Origin of the sequence: Pseudomonas cichorii (assembly GCF_015471405.1) — a bacterium.
GTDB lineage: Bacteria > Pseudomonadota > Gammaproteobacteria > Pseudomonadales > Pseudomonadaceae > Aquipseudomonas > Aquipseudomonas serbiensis.
Genome location: NZ_BLVZ01000001.1, coordinates 121225 through 136148 on the forward strand (window position 1 = coordinate 121225; position 14924 = coordinate 136148).

Here is a 14924-nt window from a genome sequence, read left to right on the forward strand (position 1 = left end):
TGTTACCAGTCGCCAGCGGCGGGCTGCGGCAGGCTCAGGGTGCCGCTGTCCCTGAAACGCACGGTGCCAAATACACCGCCCGCCAGCTTGCCGCTCAAGGTGTAGGGCAGGTTGTCCAGGCGTTGGCTTTGCGTCAGGCCAACGGCCTGGCGCAGCGCTGAGAAGGCCGAGATGCTCACCGGTACCACCAGCACGGTTTCAGAGAACCGTCCGATACTGCCTTGCTGGTCACTGACACCGGAGGCCAGCAGCTTGCCATTCACTTCCAGGTCCAGTGCCACACCGTTGTAGTCGATGGCGGTTTCATTGGGGTTCTGTAGGCGCAACTTGACTGCCATGCGCATCTCCAGACCCTGACCGGGCAAGGGTTCGATGCCGACCACATTGATATTGACCGGGTCGCGACCGGCAAACAGCGCACAGCCGCTCAAGGTCAGAATCAACAGGCTGGCGAGCAGGCTGCGCAGTGTGCGTGATGGCATCCGGGGACTCCCCAAAAATGGCGATACTGGCTCAGACCGCAGGCTCTGCAAGAGATTCGCCTGCTGCGACCTTTGCCTCGGAATCTACAAAAGTCGATGATTTCTGCTATTCCAATAACAACAGTACTCTGGAAATCAGCCATGTCCATCGAGAAGACCACCTCTGCCCAAGACCCCGTCGTCATTGTCAGCGCCGCACGTACGCCCATGGGCGGCTTTCAGGGGGATTTGAAAAGCCTTACCGCACCGCAACTGGGTTCGGCGGCCATTCGTGCTGCTGTCGAGCGGGCGGGTATTGATCCGCAGGATATCGAAGAAGTGCTGTTCGGCTGTGTGCTGCCGGCCGGGCTTGGCCAGGCTCCCGCACGTCAGGCGGCTCTGGGTGCGGGCTTGAGCACTTCGGCTTTATGCACAACGGTCAACAAGATGTGCGGCTCCGGCATGCAGACTGCCATTCTGGCTCACGACCTGCTGCTCGCCGGCAGTGTCAGCGTGGCCATCGCTGGCGGCATGGAAAGCATGTCCAACGCACCTTACTTGCTGGATCGTGCGCGCAGTGGCTACCGGATGGGGCATGGGCGGGTGCTGGACCACATGTTTTTCGACGGCCTTGAGGATGCTTATGAACCTGGTCGGTTGATGGGCACCTATGCCGAGGAGTGCGCCCAGTTGAACGGTTTCAGTCGTGAGGCGCAGGATGCCTTTGCCATGGCCTCTCTGACTCGCGCTCAGGAGGCTATCGCCGAAGGCTACTTCGATGCAGAAATCGTTCCTCTGCAAGTGACGGTGGGCAAGGAGCAGAAATGGATTCGTCACGACGAGCAGCCGCCCAAGGCGCGTCTGGAAAAGATTCCCACCTTGAAGCCGGCATTTCGTGAAAACGGAACGGTCACTGCCGCCAATTCCAGTTCCATCTCCGACGGGGCCGCAGCCCTGTTGCTGATGCGTCAATCCGAAGCCAGGAGTCGTGGCCTGACCCCGTTGGCGAAGATTCATGCCCATGCCGCCTTTGCCGACGTTCCCGGCCTGTTTCCTACTGCACCGATAGGGGCGATTACCCGCTTGTTGGCCAAGACCGGCTGGTCGGTGGATGATGTGGACCTGTTCGAGATCAATGAGGCCTTTGCAGTGGTGCCGCTGGTGGCCATGAGTCGTCTCGAACTGCATCACGAGAAGGTCAATATCAGTGGCGGTGCCTGTGCATTGGGGCATCCGGTGGGGGCGTCGGGTGCGCGGATCATCGTCACCTTGCTGGCGGCATTGCGCCGCAAACAGCTCAAGCGCGGTGTGGCTGCAATCTGTATCGGCGGTGGCGAGGCGACTGCTGTGGCGGTTGAATTGATGTAATACGAGGTAGGAACGAGTTCATTCGCGAAGGTATTTCAAACGACCAGTTTCTGTCGGTCCTTTCGCGAATGAATTGGCTCCTACGGAGGAATAACAATGAGTTACGAGACAATTCTAAGAGAGATCAAAGGCCGGGTCGGTTTGATTACCTTGAATCGCCCGCAGGCGCTCAATGCCTTGAATGCTCAACTGATCGATGAGCTGAATGACGTTCTGGACGAGTTTGAACGCAGTCCGGATATCGGCTGCATCGTGCTTACCGGCTCCAGCAAGGCTTTTGCTGCCGGTGCTGATATCAAGGAAATGGCCGAACTGACCTATCCGCAGATCTATCTCGATGATCTTTTCGCGCAAAGCGACCGGATTGCGTCGCGGCGCAAGCCGATCATTGCTGCCGTGGCGGGTTTTGCGCTGGGTGGCGGGTGTGAGCTTGCCCTGATGTGCGACTTCATTCTGGCGGCTGAAAACGCCAGATTCGGTCAGCCTGAAATCAATCTGGGCGTGCTGCCCGGTATGGGAGGCACTCAGCGCCTGACTCGTGCAGTGGGCAAGGCCAAGGCCATGGAAATGTGCCTGACCGGTCGTTTGATGGATGCCCGCGAGGCCGAGAGCGCAGGCCTTGTCGCAAGGATTCTGCCAACCGAGAAACTGCTCGACGAAGCATTGGCGGTGGCTGCCGTGATTGCCGATAAATCCCTGCCGGTGGCGATGATGGTCAAGGAAAGCGTCAACCGTGCGTTTGAGGTCAGCCTGACAGAAGGCGTCCGTTTTGAGCGCCGGATCTTTCATGCCGTCTTTGCCAGCGAAGACCAGAAAGAAGGCATGCAGGCTTTCATCGAAAAGCGTGCGGCCAGCTTCAAGGGCCGCTGAGTACAAACGCCTTGCGTTGCTCTTCGGTCCAGTTCTGCTGGACGTAATCCTGCAGCCTGATGCATTGGCCGGGGTGTATCAGGCACAGGCTGCCGGGCGTTTTCCTGTAGTGCGCCGCCAGTTGCTGTAACTGTTCCTGGCTCAGCCCGAGATAGCCCCATTCATTGGTCTTGCCTTCAAACAGAAAGTCCTCGGGTTCGATATGGGCCAGATGTTCCAGGCCGGGTTTGGGCATGCGCACGATGTACCAGGTGCAATTTGCCAGCGGCGCGCCCTGCAGGCCCGGCTTTTGTGTCAGGCGCAGGTCGGTGAGTGTCACTACGCAACTGTCCTGTTGTTCGGGCGGCGAGGCTTTCATGGTTCGCGGGCCGATGATGGAAATGCCTTGCGGGGCTATCTGCAATGCGCCTTGTGCGCCATGCAGGATCAGGTCCTCTCGGGTATCGATGTGCAAGTGTTGCCCGCTACCCAGGCAAATGCTCCCTGCATCAGGGGCCAGGGGTGTGCCGTCGAGCTGGATGCGTGGCTGGGCATTGACCTCGTTGCCCGGTAGCAGGCTACAGATCACGGGTTGGTCCGGGTCATTGTGCAGATGGCGGATCAATACCCTGGCTCCGGCTTGTACCTTGTCGAAACCTGACTCGTCGATCCGGGCAATGCGTGCCATGGGCCAGCGGCGGGTATTGGGCGAGGGCTGTGCAATCGTCTGCCAGTCGAAGCGGATGGGCAGACGACCTTGCTCATCGATTTCGCCAGCCTCCATCAGGGTTGCCGTGTGATAACCGCTGACCATCGGGCGGGCGCGTTTGAGTGGCGGGCGAAAGGGCATGGCCCAGGGTATGACGCGGAAACTATTGCGATACCCGTCATCGAGCGTATTTGCGCAGGAGGACATCGAGGTGTTGACGATGGCGGCGATATCGTGGGGATCGTAGCCCTCCATGAGATGACGCTGCATGCCCGTATGCTCGACCTCGGTCAACAGCCAGTGATCATTGAGCGTCGGCTCGGGATGATCGAGCACTTGCATGACCTGACCGCTGCACAATGCAGGTTGATCGCTGCATCCCGTGATGTGCCGTCGTTCGCAACGCAGGCGCTCCAGCCTGCGGGCGCTGCGCTGCCGCTGAAAGGCTTCGTCATGGTCCATGGGGCGAGAGGCGATGGACTCCTCGAAGGGCTGGTTGATACCGTGGCTCTTCTCGATTTCGATGTGTTGCGATGCAGCAAGCGCAATCGCTCCATCCCGGTGTGCGCTGTGGCTGCTGTAACCGGGGAAGATCGACAGGCATTCGGTCAGATGAGTAATGGCAGGCCTTGCAGAGGCCTGCTCATCATGCGCCCTGAACCGCATCGGCTGTGGTTGCTCTGGAAAGCGGGCCGGATCGTCGGAGAACACCAGCCGATGGCCTGTAATACTGTGCTCGAAGCGAAAGTGAATACCTTCTTCTTCGCACAAGCGTTGCAGCAGGTGCAGATCGCTTTCATCGTATTGCACGCACAAGGGACGGGCCGGATACAGGCCGATGGTTTCAAAACGCCAGGCATCTTCTTCAATGCCATGCTGCTCAAGGAGCCGGGCAATCAACTGGAGAGCGCTGAGGTCCTGATAGGCGCGCCGCTGCTGGCGTTGAGCAAGCATCTGCAAGCGTGGCATCAGGCTGACCCGGTAATGACTCAGGCAAGTGCCAGCATATGGCTGGCTGGCGTGGAATATCTGGCCATGTACGCCTTCTTGCTGCGGTCCGAAACTCAGGAAGGCGTCACGTTTCAAGAGGCTGGCGAAATCCAGGTGCGGGTCGCTGCAGATCAGGTCTATGTCGAAACGATACACTTCGTTCAAGGCGTCCAGGCCGGTAAAGCTGATGACATGCAGATCCATCTGGCAGTCGGCAATCGCCAGAAATATGGGCATTTGCGGGTCTTCGCACATTCGCTGGCTCTCTCACCATGAAATTCAGGCTGCGAAGGGTACGAAATGCAAAGCCTCAAGGGCATCGTTGCTGGTTTTTTCAGAAAAGGACTACAAGCCAAGGCGTGATCCTGGTAATTGCCAGTACGGAATTCAGAGCCACGCAGAGCTGTCGTTCGATCAATGACGCATATTCAGGGGTTTCATATGGCGCCATCGCGTATAAAATGCGCCCGGCGTCTCAGGCGCGTCATTATCGGTAACCATTTTTCAGCGCTTTGCCATTCCTGCGGCCTGCTTGCCTGGCAAGCCAGGCGGCAAGGCGCAATCGGATCAAGAGAGCAAACATGGGCGCACAGTGGAAGGTCAAGCATAAAGAAGCGGCAGCCAACGCCAAGGGGCGTGTTTTTGGCAAGCTGTCCAAGGAAATCATGATCGCTGCGCGCGCAGGTGCCGATCCGGATATGAACTCGCGTCTGCGACTGGTGGTCGAGCAGGCGAAAAAGGCCTCCATGCCTCGTGAAACCCTGGAGCGTGCCATCAAGAAAGGCGCGGGCCTGCTTGGCGAAAGCGTCAACTTCGAGCGCCTGACTTACGAAGGCTTTGCCCCGCACCGGGTTCCGGTCATCGTCGAGTGCCTGACCGATAACATCAACCGCACCGTTTCGGAAATCCGCGTGCTGTTCCGCAAGGGGCAACTGGGCGCTGCCGGTTCGGTTTCCTGGGATTTCCTCTATCAGGGCATGATCGAAGCCGTACCGGTTTCGCCGGATGCCGATCCCGATGAAGCCGCCATCGAAGCGGGCGCTCAGGATTGTGAAGCCGGTGAAGAGGGCGCCACCCTGTTCCTGACCGAGCCCACCGACATGGATGCCGTGTGCAAGAAACTGCCCGAGTTCGGTTTTACCGTGCAATCGGCGCAACTGGGCTATCGCCCGAAAAGCACCGTCGACGGTTTGAGCGACGAGCAGATGGCTGAAGTCGAAGCCTTCCTTGAAGCGATCGACAGCCATGACGACGTGCAGAACGTTTATGTAGGTCTGGCAGGCTGATCAGGCTGCGTGGGCTGTTTCAGACAGCCCACGCTTGCAACTGCTGACACACCTCTTGCAGTGCCGGTCGTTTCCCGACTTCGGCGTGCATGCATCGCTCTTGCAGCGCCTGCAACCGCTCCATGAGCGGCCCGTCCTGCGGCCTTGTATCGCAACGCTCCAGCAATTCTCCCAGCAAGATCCCGAAAGCCCGTGTTTCTATGCGCTCCAGCGCCACGCCCTGCTCGAAGGAGGGGTGGAATGAGGCTGCGCCAAAATCCCCCAGCAAGCTGTCGCCATTGCTGCGCAGCAGAATGTTGTGGGCGTAAAGATCGCCATGTGTAATCCCGCAGGCATGCAGATGCGCTGTGACCGAGGCGATTGAGCCCGCCAGATGCAGCAGCGTGGCGGGCGAGAAGCGAGTCTGGGGCGGGTAGATGTCCCGTGTGCAGGACTCCAGGCTGGGCGGCCCCGCGAGATTGGCGAAGTCGGGCGCAATCAGTTGCATCACCAGACCCAGTTGTTCGTCCGGGTGCCCGGTAACCTGGCCCAGGACCTCGATCAGATTCGGGTGACTGCCCGCAGCGATACAGGCCGCCATTTCATTGTGCGGCGATCCGTCACTGGTGACATCGCCCTTGTAGAGCTTGATGGCCACCGGCTCGTTGCCATTTTCGTTCTGCCACGCACCTTGCTGGATAACTCCGGAGGCTCCTTCACCCAGACGTTGCTGAATGCTCAGTTGTGGCCATGGAATCTGTCGGATGGATTGCTCTTCGCGTGCAGGGCACAGCGGATTGCCTGCGTAAGCCAGCCAGGCAAGAGCGGGCAGGCGAAGCAACCAGTCTGGCAGTTCCACAAGCTGGTTGGCGGCAATGCGGATCAGTTCCAGTTGGTGGCAATTGGCAAGGCTGGCAGGCAGGCTGCGCAGTTGATTACCCGCCAGCATCAGTTTTTGCAGCTCAGGCCGCTGCCCCAGTTCCTCCGGGAGCGACGGAATCCGGTTGTCAGTGAGAATCAGCCAGCGCAGGCGCGGCGGCAGTGCCTTGGCCGGAACATGGCCGATCCGGTTGGCCTTGAAACCGATGATGCGCAACTGCTGGCACTGACCAATGCACTCCGGCAACTCGGTGAACGGGTTGTCGGATGCGAACAGTACTTGCAGGTGCTTGAGCCGGCTCAGGTCATCGGGCAGGCGATCAAGGGCATTGCCGCTGAGATTGAGCACTTGCAGCGAGTCGGCCAGATCGAATATTTCCGGTGGAAACTCGGTGAGGCCACAGGACAGATCGAGTCGTGTGATGCCCGCCAGCTTGCCGGAACGTAGGTCTTCAAGGGTATGCATAGGTAATTTTCAGTCACATGCGTAGGAGCGAATTCATTCGCGAAAGCGGCATGAAGTGCACATTTTCGCGAATGAGTTCGCTCCTACCGAGTTGTGTGGTCAGCGCAAGGTCGGCGCAATTTCTGCGGTCACGGTCAGCACATCCCTGGCCAACTGGCCGGAACGCTTGCCTGACCAGCCTGTATTGGCATCCGGGGCGTTGTCGTTATCCTTGAACGGCATCTCCAGGGTCAGGGACAAGCATTTGAAGCGTTCGCCAACGCTGTTGCAGGCCAGAGTCATATTGGCCTGGCCGGGTGCGCTGCGGGGATAGCCATATCGTGTCTGGAAGTCGACGGTGATTTCACTGAGGCGGCGACGGAAATGTTCTTCCAGTTGCTGTTGTTGTGGGGTGTAGCCCGGATTGCCTTCGCAGGCGGCAGTGAAGACGTAAGGAATTTCTTCATCGCCATGGACATCGATGAACATGTCCACGCCATATTTTTCCATCTGCTGGCGGATGAAAAAGACTTCCGGACTTTTTTCTGCGGTGCTGTTCTGCCAGGCGCGGTTCAGATCGTTGCCCTGCGCGTTGGTGCGCAAGTGGCCATGAAATGCGCCGTCCGGGTTCACGTTTGGCACCAGATACAGATCCGCGCTGTCCAGCAGTTGCTTGATGACCGGATCGTCCTGTTCTTGCAGGCGCCCGATCAGGCCCTCCATGAACCACTCGGCCATGTGTTCGCCAGGATGTTGCTGGGCAATCATCCATACCTTGCGCTTGCCTTCATCGCCATTGCCATGGCGCAGAAGTTGAATGTCCCGGCCTTCGACACTTTTGCCGGTCGCCAGCAGGCGGGCGCCTGCCTTTTCCAGCGCCTGCTCGATCAGCCAGTCATGGCGCTCGCGGCTATAGGGCCCGAAATAGGCAAACCAGATTTGCGGCGCGGTGGGCGAAATACTGAAGTTCAGAGCCTTGCCATCGAAGCTGGAAGGGACGCGAAACCAGGTCTTGTGATCGTAGGAGGCCACGGCGTTATAGCCGCTCCAGGCACGATTGAAGGTGGACCCGCTGGCGTTGGTCAGGCTGAAGCCGTGTGGCTGGCCGACATTCAGGCCCTCGACCTTGAAGTGGAACCACTGGAAATGGGCGCTTTGGGTGTCAGGCGCAATTGCCAGTTCGATCCGGGCCGGATTGCTGGCATCGATGACTTGAATATTGCCGCTGTCGAAGTCGGCACGGATGGTGAGGGCCACGGTGTATTCCTGTGTGCGTAAGGCCCGTACTTTACACCGTTCGATAGCTTCTATGACGAGTTGAATGCTATCGGCGGCTCAGGAAAACGCTTCGGCCGTCATCACCAGGCCGCATACGAATGCGGTGAACAGACACCATCCCAGATACGCGCGGCGTTTGCGGCGATGCCAGCCTGAACTGCCGAGCAGGGCGGCGGGTGCTTGCAGGCGACGCCACAGGCGTTCGCTGGTCTGGAAGGCCGCAAGGTGTGCCGGATCGGCATCCAGCCAGTGGCGGAACTCGATGCGCTGGCTGGCAGTGGTGGCCGGGCTTTGCAGGTGAACATACCAGCGGTTGGCCTGTTCCTGAGCCAGGTCGCCGGGGAAGTCTGCCGGGCTGTCGTCATGTTTGTGAGCATGTTGCAGCACCCGGAACATGGCGCGCTCGACCTTTTCCAGATCGATTTCCAGAAAAGCGGCGATCTCGGCGTAGGAAATGCCATCAAGACGGCTGAGCAGGAATATCCGTTGGCGGCGGCGCGAGAGCTTGCCCAGGCTGCGGCTCAGCTCGGCGGCATGCGGGGCTACGGGAACATCGGGCTGCCGTGTGGGCAGATGCAATAGAGGCGAGAGCTGGCTACTCATGATGTATCGCTCGCTGATCTTCCATGGAAATCATCCTTGTGAGGTGAGGGGTGTCATCCGTGACTGGTGGTCAGATTAGTGAATACGAGAATCATTCTCAAGTGAAAAGTGACAACAATTACTATTTTTAATGAAAGTTGGAGCTAAAATTTATGACCCCGTTCGATATTGTTTTGCTATGATCCGCGCCATTCAGATACATAAAGACTTCATTAGCCTGAAGCAGCGAAAAAAAACCAAAAAAAGACCCGGCAAAAAGCCGGGTCAAAAACCGTGATTAGCCTGATGAGGAGATAATCCGGGAGTCGACCTAAGACTCCTGGGTTATCCGCCAGTCTCGCGACCAGCTGATGCAATAATAATCATTATCATTTGCAAGTCAAATGTTTTTCCTGCATCCATTGAAATAAATAATCCTTCCGTTATTCCGGTTTCCGATCCGAGCGATAGCCTTGTGGGCAAGCGCGTCCCTACGAATCCTGCATTTCCACCAGCAACGCTCCTTCACCGACCATTTCTCCTTCACGGCAGTGCAGGGCGCTAATGACTCCTGCCTGCGCCGCACGGATGCTGTGTTCCATTTTCATTGCCTCAAGTACCACCAGCTGTTCGCCTGCCTCAACCGTTTGGCCTTCCTCGACCAGTATCCGCACGATGCTGCCGTTCATGGGGGCGGTAAAGCCGCCTTGCTGGGTGTGGCTGGCGTTGACGGCGGCGATGGGGTCCATGCGCCTGATGGCGTGTACTTCGCCTTGCCATTTGAGGTAAAGCGTATCGCCCTGGCGGATTGCCAGATGCTGATGACGGACACCGTTGCACTCGACGATCAACCGGTCTGCGGCCCATGTCATCAGCGTTTCGCTGCTATGGCGTAGCTGGACAACCTTGGTCCGGGCTCTGCACTGCAAATGCAGGTCGATCTGCCTGGGCAGCCCAAGTCGCAAGCCCGTGGTTGCAGACCATGGCGAGCAAGGCTCAGCCGCACAAATCCGTGAAGGCTCACTCTGGATGAAGGCTTCGGCAGCGGCCTGCCAGAACTCGTCGGCCAGCTCATCGACTGCCGGCAGCAATTGTTCCTGATAGCGCGGGATAAAGCCGGTATCAAGCTCGGTGGCGGCAAAGGCCGGATGGCCAATGATGCGTTGCAAAAAGGTCAGGTTGGTTTTCACGCCGCCCACCGCAAACTCATCGAGCATGGTCAGCAGGCGCAGGCGTGCTTCTTCCCGGTTCTCGCCCCAGGCAATCAGTTTGCCCAGCATGGGGTCATAGAACGGCGAGATGCTATCGCCTTCGCTCACGCCGCTGTCGATACGCTGGCCGTGGCGGGGAAGAGGTTCACGATAAAGGTTGAGGGTGCCGGTCGCGGGCAGAAAATCGTTTTCCGGATCTTCAGCATACAGGCGCACTTCGATGGCGTGCCCGTTCAGCGGGACTTGTTCCTGGGTGAGTGGCAGTGTTTCGCCACGAGCGACGCGGATCTGCCACTGCACCAGGTCAAGCCCGGTGATGAACTCGGTGACCGGATGTTCGACCTGCAAGCGGGTGTTCATCTCCATGAAGAAGAACTCGCCCCGTGAGTCCAGCAGAAACTCCACGGTGCCTGCGCCCACATAGTCAATGGCTTGGGCTGCCCGAACGGCGGCTTCACCCATGGTCTGACGCAATTGCGGGCTCAGACCGGGAGCCGGTGCTTCTTCGACGACTTTCTGGTGGCGACGCTGTATCGAGCAGTCGCGTTCGTTGAGATAGAGACAATGGCCATGCTGGTCGGCAAAAACCTGAATCTCGATATGACGCGGCCTGAGCAGGTACTTTTCCACCAGCATCCGCGAGTCGCCAAACGAGGATTGAGCTTCACGTTGCGCCGAAGCCAGTGCCTCGGCCAGCTCACTGGCTTTCTCGACAACTTTCATGCCCTTGCCGCCGCCCCCTGCGGTGGCCTTGAGCAGCACGGGATAGCCGATCCGCTCGGCAGCAGCGCGGAAGGTGTCCAGATCCTGGGCGGCACCATGATAGCCGGGCACCAGCGGGACGCCGGCAGCTTCCATCAAGGATTTGGCGGCGGACTTGCTGCCCATGGCCTCGATGGCTGAAGCGGGTGGGCCAATGAAGATCAGCCCGGCGTTTTCAACGGCGCGGGCAAATTCGGCGCTTTCGGACAGAAAGCCATAACCCGGATGAATTGCCTGGGCATCGCTGGATCGGGCGGCGGCGATCAGTTTTTCGATTTGCAGGTAGCTTTCTGCTGCCTTGCTCCCGCCAAGGTCCACCCGAATGTCCGCTTCACAGCTATGACGTGCTTCCCGGTCGATGGCGCTGTGGACTGCGACAGTGGTCAGCCCCAATTGTTTGGCGGTGCGCATGATGCGGCAGGTGATTTCGCCCCGGTTGGCAACCAGCAGCGTGGTCAGAACAGGCTTGGCCGGGGCATTCATGATTGCGAGTCCTTCTGTTTGTCTGCAGGTGTCTGCCAATAGGGTTGGCGCTTTTCCAGAAAGGCCCGCAGACCTTCCTGGCCTTCGGCACTGGTGCGAATCCTGGCAATGGCGCTTTCGCAGTAACGGCGCAGGGATGGCGTCAGTTCGCCGCTGCCGACTTCGCGCAGCAAATCTTTGCTGGCGCGCATGGCGTGGGGGCTGTTGAGCAGCAGATTGTTGATCCAGCGCTGGGTTTCGCCCTCCAGTTCCGCTAGCGGGTAACACTCGGCAAGCAGGCCGATCTCTCGTGCGCGCAAGCCATCGAAACGCTCGGCGGTAAGGGCGTAACGCCGCGCTGCACGCTCGCCGATGGCCTTGACCACGAACGGACTGATGACCGCAGGAGCCAGGCCGATCCGTACTTCTGACAGGCAGAACTGCGCCTCTTGCGCGCCAATCGCCAGATCGCAGCAACTGATCAGGCCCAGTGCGCCGCCAAATGCCGCGCCCTGGACCACGGCCAGCGTGGGGATTTTCAGTTTGGCCAGGTTGTACATCAGTTCGGCCAGTTCCCGGGCATCGTCCAGATTGGTGTTGTAGTCCAGATCCGCTGCCTGTTGCATCCAGCTCAGATCGGCACCCGCGCTGAAATGTTTGCCATGGCCGCGAATCAGCAGGAAACGCAGGCTGGCATTGGCCTGCACCTCATCCAGGGCCAGGATCAGTTCGCGAATCATCTGCGCATTGAAGGCGTTGTGCTTTTCCGGGCGATTGAGCCAGAGAGTGGCAAAGCCGCGTGGGTCGTCGATCAGGGTCACGGTGGTGAAGGGCGTCATGGTCTATCCCCTGGTTACATGCGAAACAGGCCGAAAGTAGTGGGTTCGATGGGCGCGTTGAGCGAGGCCGAAAGCGCCAGGGCCAGAATGTCGCGGGTCTGGGCCGGGTCGATGACGCCGTCGTCCCAGAGGCGGGCGCTGGAGTAGTAAGGGTGCCCCTGATGCTCGTACTGATCGAGGATCGGCTGTTTCAGTTCGGTCTGTTGCTGTTCGCTGAAGGTCTGGCCGCTGCGTTCGGCCTGTTCACGCTTGACCTGCACCAGCACGCCTGCAGCCTGTTCGCCGCCCATTACACCGATCCGGGCGTTGGGCCACATCCACAGGAAGCGCGGGTCATAGGCGCGACCGCACATGCCATAGTTCCCGGCCCCGAAGCTGCCGCCGATGATCACCGTGAACTTGGGTACTCTGGCGCAGGCTACAGCGGTCACCAGTTTGGCGCCGTGCTTGGCAATGCCGCCGCTTTCGTATTTCTGGCCGACCATGAAACCGGTGATGTTTTGCAGGAACAGCAGCGGGATGCCGCGCTGACAGGCCAGCTCGATAAAGTGCGCGCCTTTCTGCGCGGCTTCGGCGAACAGGATGCCGTTATTGGCGAGGATCGCGACAGGATAGCCATGCAGCCGGGCAAAGCCGCAGACCAGCGTGGTACCGAACAAGGCCTTGAATTCATCCAGTACCGAGCCGTCCACCAGCCGCGCAATGACTTCGCGTACATCGAAGGGCTGCTTGGCTTCGACCGGAATCACGCCATACAACTCGTCGCTGGCATACAAGGGCGCAATGGGCGTGGTGATGTTCAGTTGGCCCTGCTTGCGCCAGTTGAGGTTGGCGACACTGCGGCGGGCCAGTTCAAGGGCGTGTTCATCATTCTCGGCATAGTGATCGGCCACCCCGGAGGTCCGGCAATGCACATCCGCGCCGCCCAGGTCTTCAGCACTCACCACTTCGCCGGTGGCAGCCTTTACCAGTGGCGGCCCGGCCAGGAAGATCGTGGCCTGTTGACGCACCATGATCGCTTCGTCGGCCATGGCGGGCACATAGGCACCGCCAGCCGTGCAGGAACCCATGACCACGGCAATCTGCGGGATGCCCATGGCACTCATGTTGGCCTGATTGAAAAAGATCCGCCCGAAGTGTTCGCGATCCGGAAACACTTCATCCTGACGAGGCAGGTTGGCACCACCCGAATCCACCAGATAAATGCAGGGCAGGCGATTCTGCTGGGCGATGGCCTGGGCGCGCAGGTGCTTTTTGACGGTTAACGGGTAGTACGAGCCGCCTTTGACCGTTGCGTCATTGGCGACAATCATGCATTCCACGCCCTCAACCCGGCCAATGCCTGCGATCACTCCGGCAGCCGGCACCTCTTCGTCATAGACGGTATGGGCCGCCAGTTGCCCGATTTCCAGAAACGGCGAGCCAAGGTCCAGCAAGCGGTTGATGCGCTCGCGAGGTAACAGTTTGCCTCGGGAAGTGTGGCGTTCCTGTGCCTTGCTGCCGCCACCCTCATGAACCTTGGCCAGCAGACGGCGCAACTCATTGACCTGCTCCAGCAGGGCCGCATGGTTGCTGGCGAATTCGGGGGAGCGCGTATTGATTCGGCTGGTCAGAATGGTCATGAAACACTCCGGAAGTCAGCGGGTCTCGTTGAACAGTTCGCGGCCAATCAGCATGCGCCGGATTTCACTGGTGCCCGCACCGATCTCGTACAGCTTGGCGTCGCGCAGCAGGCGACCGGCCGGGAATTCATTGATGTAACCGTTGCCGCCCAGAATCTGGATGGTATCCAGCGCCATTTGTGTCGCCCGCTCGGCGCTGTAGAGAATGATCCCGGCGGCATCCTTGCGGGTGGTCTCGCCTCGGTCGCAGGCCTGGGCGACCGCATACAGATAGGCGCGGCTGGCATTGAGCTGGGTGTACATGTCAGCGACCTTGCCCTGAATGAGCTGAAATTCGCCAATGCTCTGGCCGAACTGCTTGCGGTCGTGGATATAGGGCAATACCACATCCATGCAGGCCTGCATGATCCCGGTCGGGCCGCCAGACAGCACGACGCGCTCGTAATCCAGGCCGCTCATCAATACTTTCACGCCACCATTGAGCGGCCCCAGCAGGTTTTCTTCCGGGATTTCCACATCATCGAAAAACAGCTCGCAGGTATTTGAGCCACGCATGCCGAGCTTGTCGAACTTGTTGCTGCGGGTGAAACCTTTCCAGTCGCGCTCGACGATAAAGGCACTGATGCCATGTGCAGCTTGTTCCGGGTCTGTCTTGGCGTAGATCACATAGGTGTTGGCGTCCGGGCCGTTGGTGATCCAGGTCTTGCTGCCATTGAGTACGAAGCGGTCGCTATGCCGCTCGGCCCGAAGCTTCATCGAAACCACGTCGGAGCCGGCATTGGGCTCGCTCATGGCCAGGGCACCGACATGTTCGCCACTGATCAATGCGGGCAGATAGCGGGCTTTCTGCGCCGGGGTGCCATTGCGATTGATCTGGTTGACACACAGGTTCGAGTGCGCGCCATAGGAGAGGGCGACCGAGGCCGACCCGCGGCTGATTTCTTCCATGGCGACCACATGGGCCAGGTAGCCAAGACCTGCGCCGCCATATTCCTCGCTGACCGTGATGCCCAGGAGGCCCATTTCCCCGAACTTGCGCCACATATCGGCCGGGAACAGGTTGTCCCTGTCGATCTGCGCGGCACGAGGAGAGAGTTCGGATGCGACAAAGGACTGAAGCTGGTCGCGCAGCATGTCGATGGTTTCGCCCAGGGCGAAGTTCAGGCTGGGGTAGATCATGAATAGCGCTCCAGTTTTATTTT

The 14924-nt window shown here is 59.2% G+C and carries 12 protein-coding genes; 3 read left to right on the forward strand and 9 right to left on the reverse strand.

Going from position 1 to position 14924, the window contains the following annotated elements; all coding sequences use genetic code 11:
• Window positions 1–2 precede the first annotated feature (2 nt).
• Window positions 3–482 (reverse strand): LEA type 2 family protein, encoded by a 480-nt coding sequence (locus JL015_RS00515; RefSeq protein WP_201016973.1) that lies wholly within the window; start codon window positions 480–482, stop codon window positions 3–5.
• Window positions 483–623: 141 nt separating this feature from the next.
• Here JL015_RS00515 and JL015_RS00520 point away from each other — a divergent pair, with 141 nt between their 5' ends.
• The gene (locus JL015_RS00520) at window positions 624–1829 is read left to right on the forward strand and encodes an acetyl-CoA C-acyltransferase (protein WP_201016974.1); all 1206 of its coding nucleotides are present in this window, start codon (window positions 624–626) and stop codon (window positions 1827–1829) included.
• Window positions 1830–1925: 96 nt separating this feature from the next.
• Window positions 1926–2699: an enoyl-CoA hydratase gene (locus JL015_RS00525; protein WP_201016975.1), complete on the forward strand. Its 774-nt coding sequence runs from the start codon at window positions 1926–1928 to the stop codon at window positions 2697–2699.
• On the opposite strand, the gene JL015_RS00530 is transcribed toward JL015_RS00525, so the two are convergent.
• The gene (locus tag JL015_RS00530) at window positions 2686–4614 is read right to left on the reverse strand and encodes a type VI secretion system Vgr family protein (protein ID WP_236250119.1); all 1929 of its coding nucleotides are present in this window, start codon (window positions 4612–4614) and stop codon (window positions 2686–2688) included. The genes JL015_RS00525 and JL015_RS00530 overlap by 14 nt on opposite strands.
• A 344-nt stretch (window positions 4615–4958) precedes the next feature.
• On the opposite strand from JL015_RS00530, the gene JL015_RS00535 reads away from it, so the two are divergent.
• Window positions 4959–5663 (forward strand): YebC/PmpR family DNA-binding transcriptional regulator, encoded by a 705-nt coding sequence (locus JL015_RS00535; protein WP_201000415.1) that lies wholly within the window; start codon window positions 4959–4961, stop codon window positions 5661–5663.
• 19 nt (window positions 5664–5682) lie between these two features.
• Here the strand turns inward: JL015_RS00535 and JL015_RS00540 are convergent, their stop codons facing one another.
• From JL015_RS00540 to JL015_RS00570, 7 genes are all read right to left on the reverse strand, one after another.
• Window positions 5683–6987 carry a leucine-rich repeat-containing protein kinase family protein gene (locus JL015_RS00540; protein WP_201016977.1) on the reverse strand — a complete coding sequence of 435 codons (1305 nt, stop codon included), beginning with the start codon at window positions 6985–6987 and terminating at the stop codon, window positions 5683–5685.
• Between the two features lie 99 nt (window positions 6988–7086).
• Window positions 7087–8223, reverse strand: coding sequence for a M14 family metallopeptidase (locus JL015_RS00545; RefSeq protein WP_201016978.1), 1137 nt, complete (start codon window positions 8221–8223; stop codon window positions 7087–7089).
• Between the two features lie 78 nt (window positions 8224–8301).
• On the reverse strand, window positions 8302–8847 hold the full coding sequence (locus JL015_RS00550) for a DUF4880 domain-containing protein (protein ID WP_201000418.1): 546 nt from the start codon (window positions 8845–8847) through the stop codon (window positions 8302–8304).
• Window positions 8848–9317: 470 nt separating this feature from the next.
• A complete protein-coding gene (locus JL015_RS00555; RefSeq protein ID WP_201016979.1) occupies window positions 9318–11282 on the reverse strand; it encodes an acetyl/propionyl/methylcrotonyl-CoA carboxylase subunit alpha in 1965 nt (654 codons plus the stop codon).
• Complete coding sequence (locus tag JL015_RS00560; RefSeq protein WP_201016980.1) at window positions 11279–12100, reverse strand: gamma-carboxygeranoyl-CoA hydratase; 822 nt, start codon at window positions 12098–12100, stop codon at window positions 11279–11281. Before JL015_RS00560 ends, JL015_RS00555 begins: the two co-directional genes overlap by 4 nt.
• A gap of 14 nt (window positions 12101–12114) precedes the next feature.
• On the reverse strand, window positions 12115–13722 hold the full coding sequence (locus JL015_RS00565; RefSeq protein ID WP_201016981.1) for a carboxyl transferase domain-containing protein: 1608 nt from the start codon (window positions 13720–13722) through the stop codon (window positions 12115–12117).
• Window positions 13723–13737: 15 nt separating this feature from the next.
• Entirely contained in the window at window positions 13738–14901 is a 1164-nt protein-coding gene (locus JL015_RS00570) for an isovaleryl-CoA dehydrogenase (protein WP_201016982.1), read from the reverse strand.
• Window positions 14902–14924 lie beyond the last annotated feature (23 nt).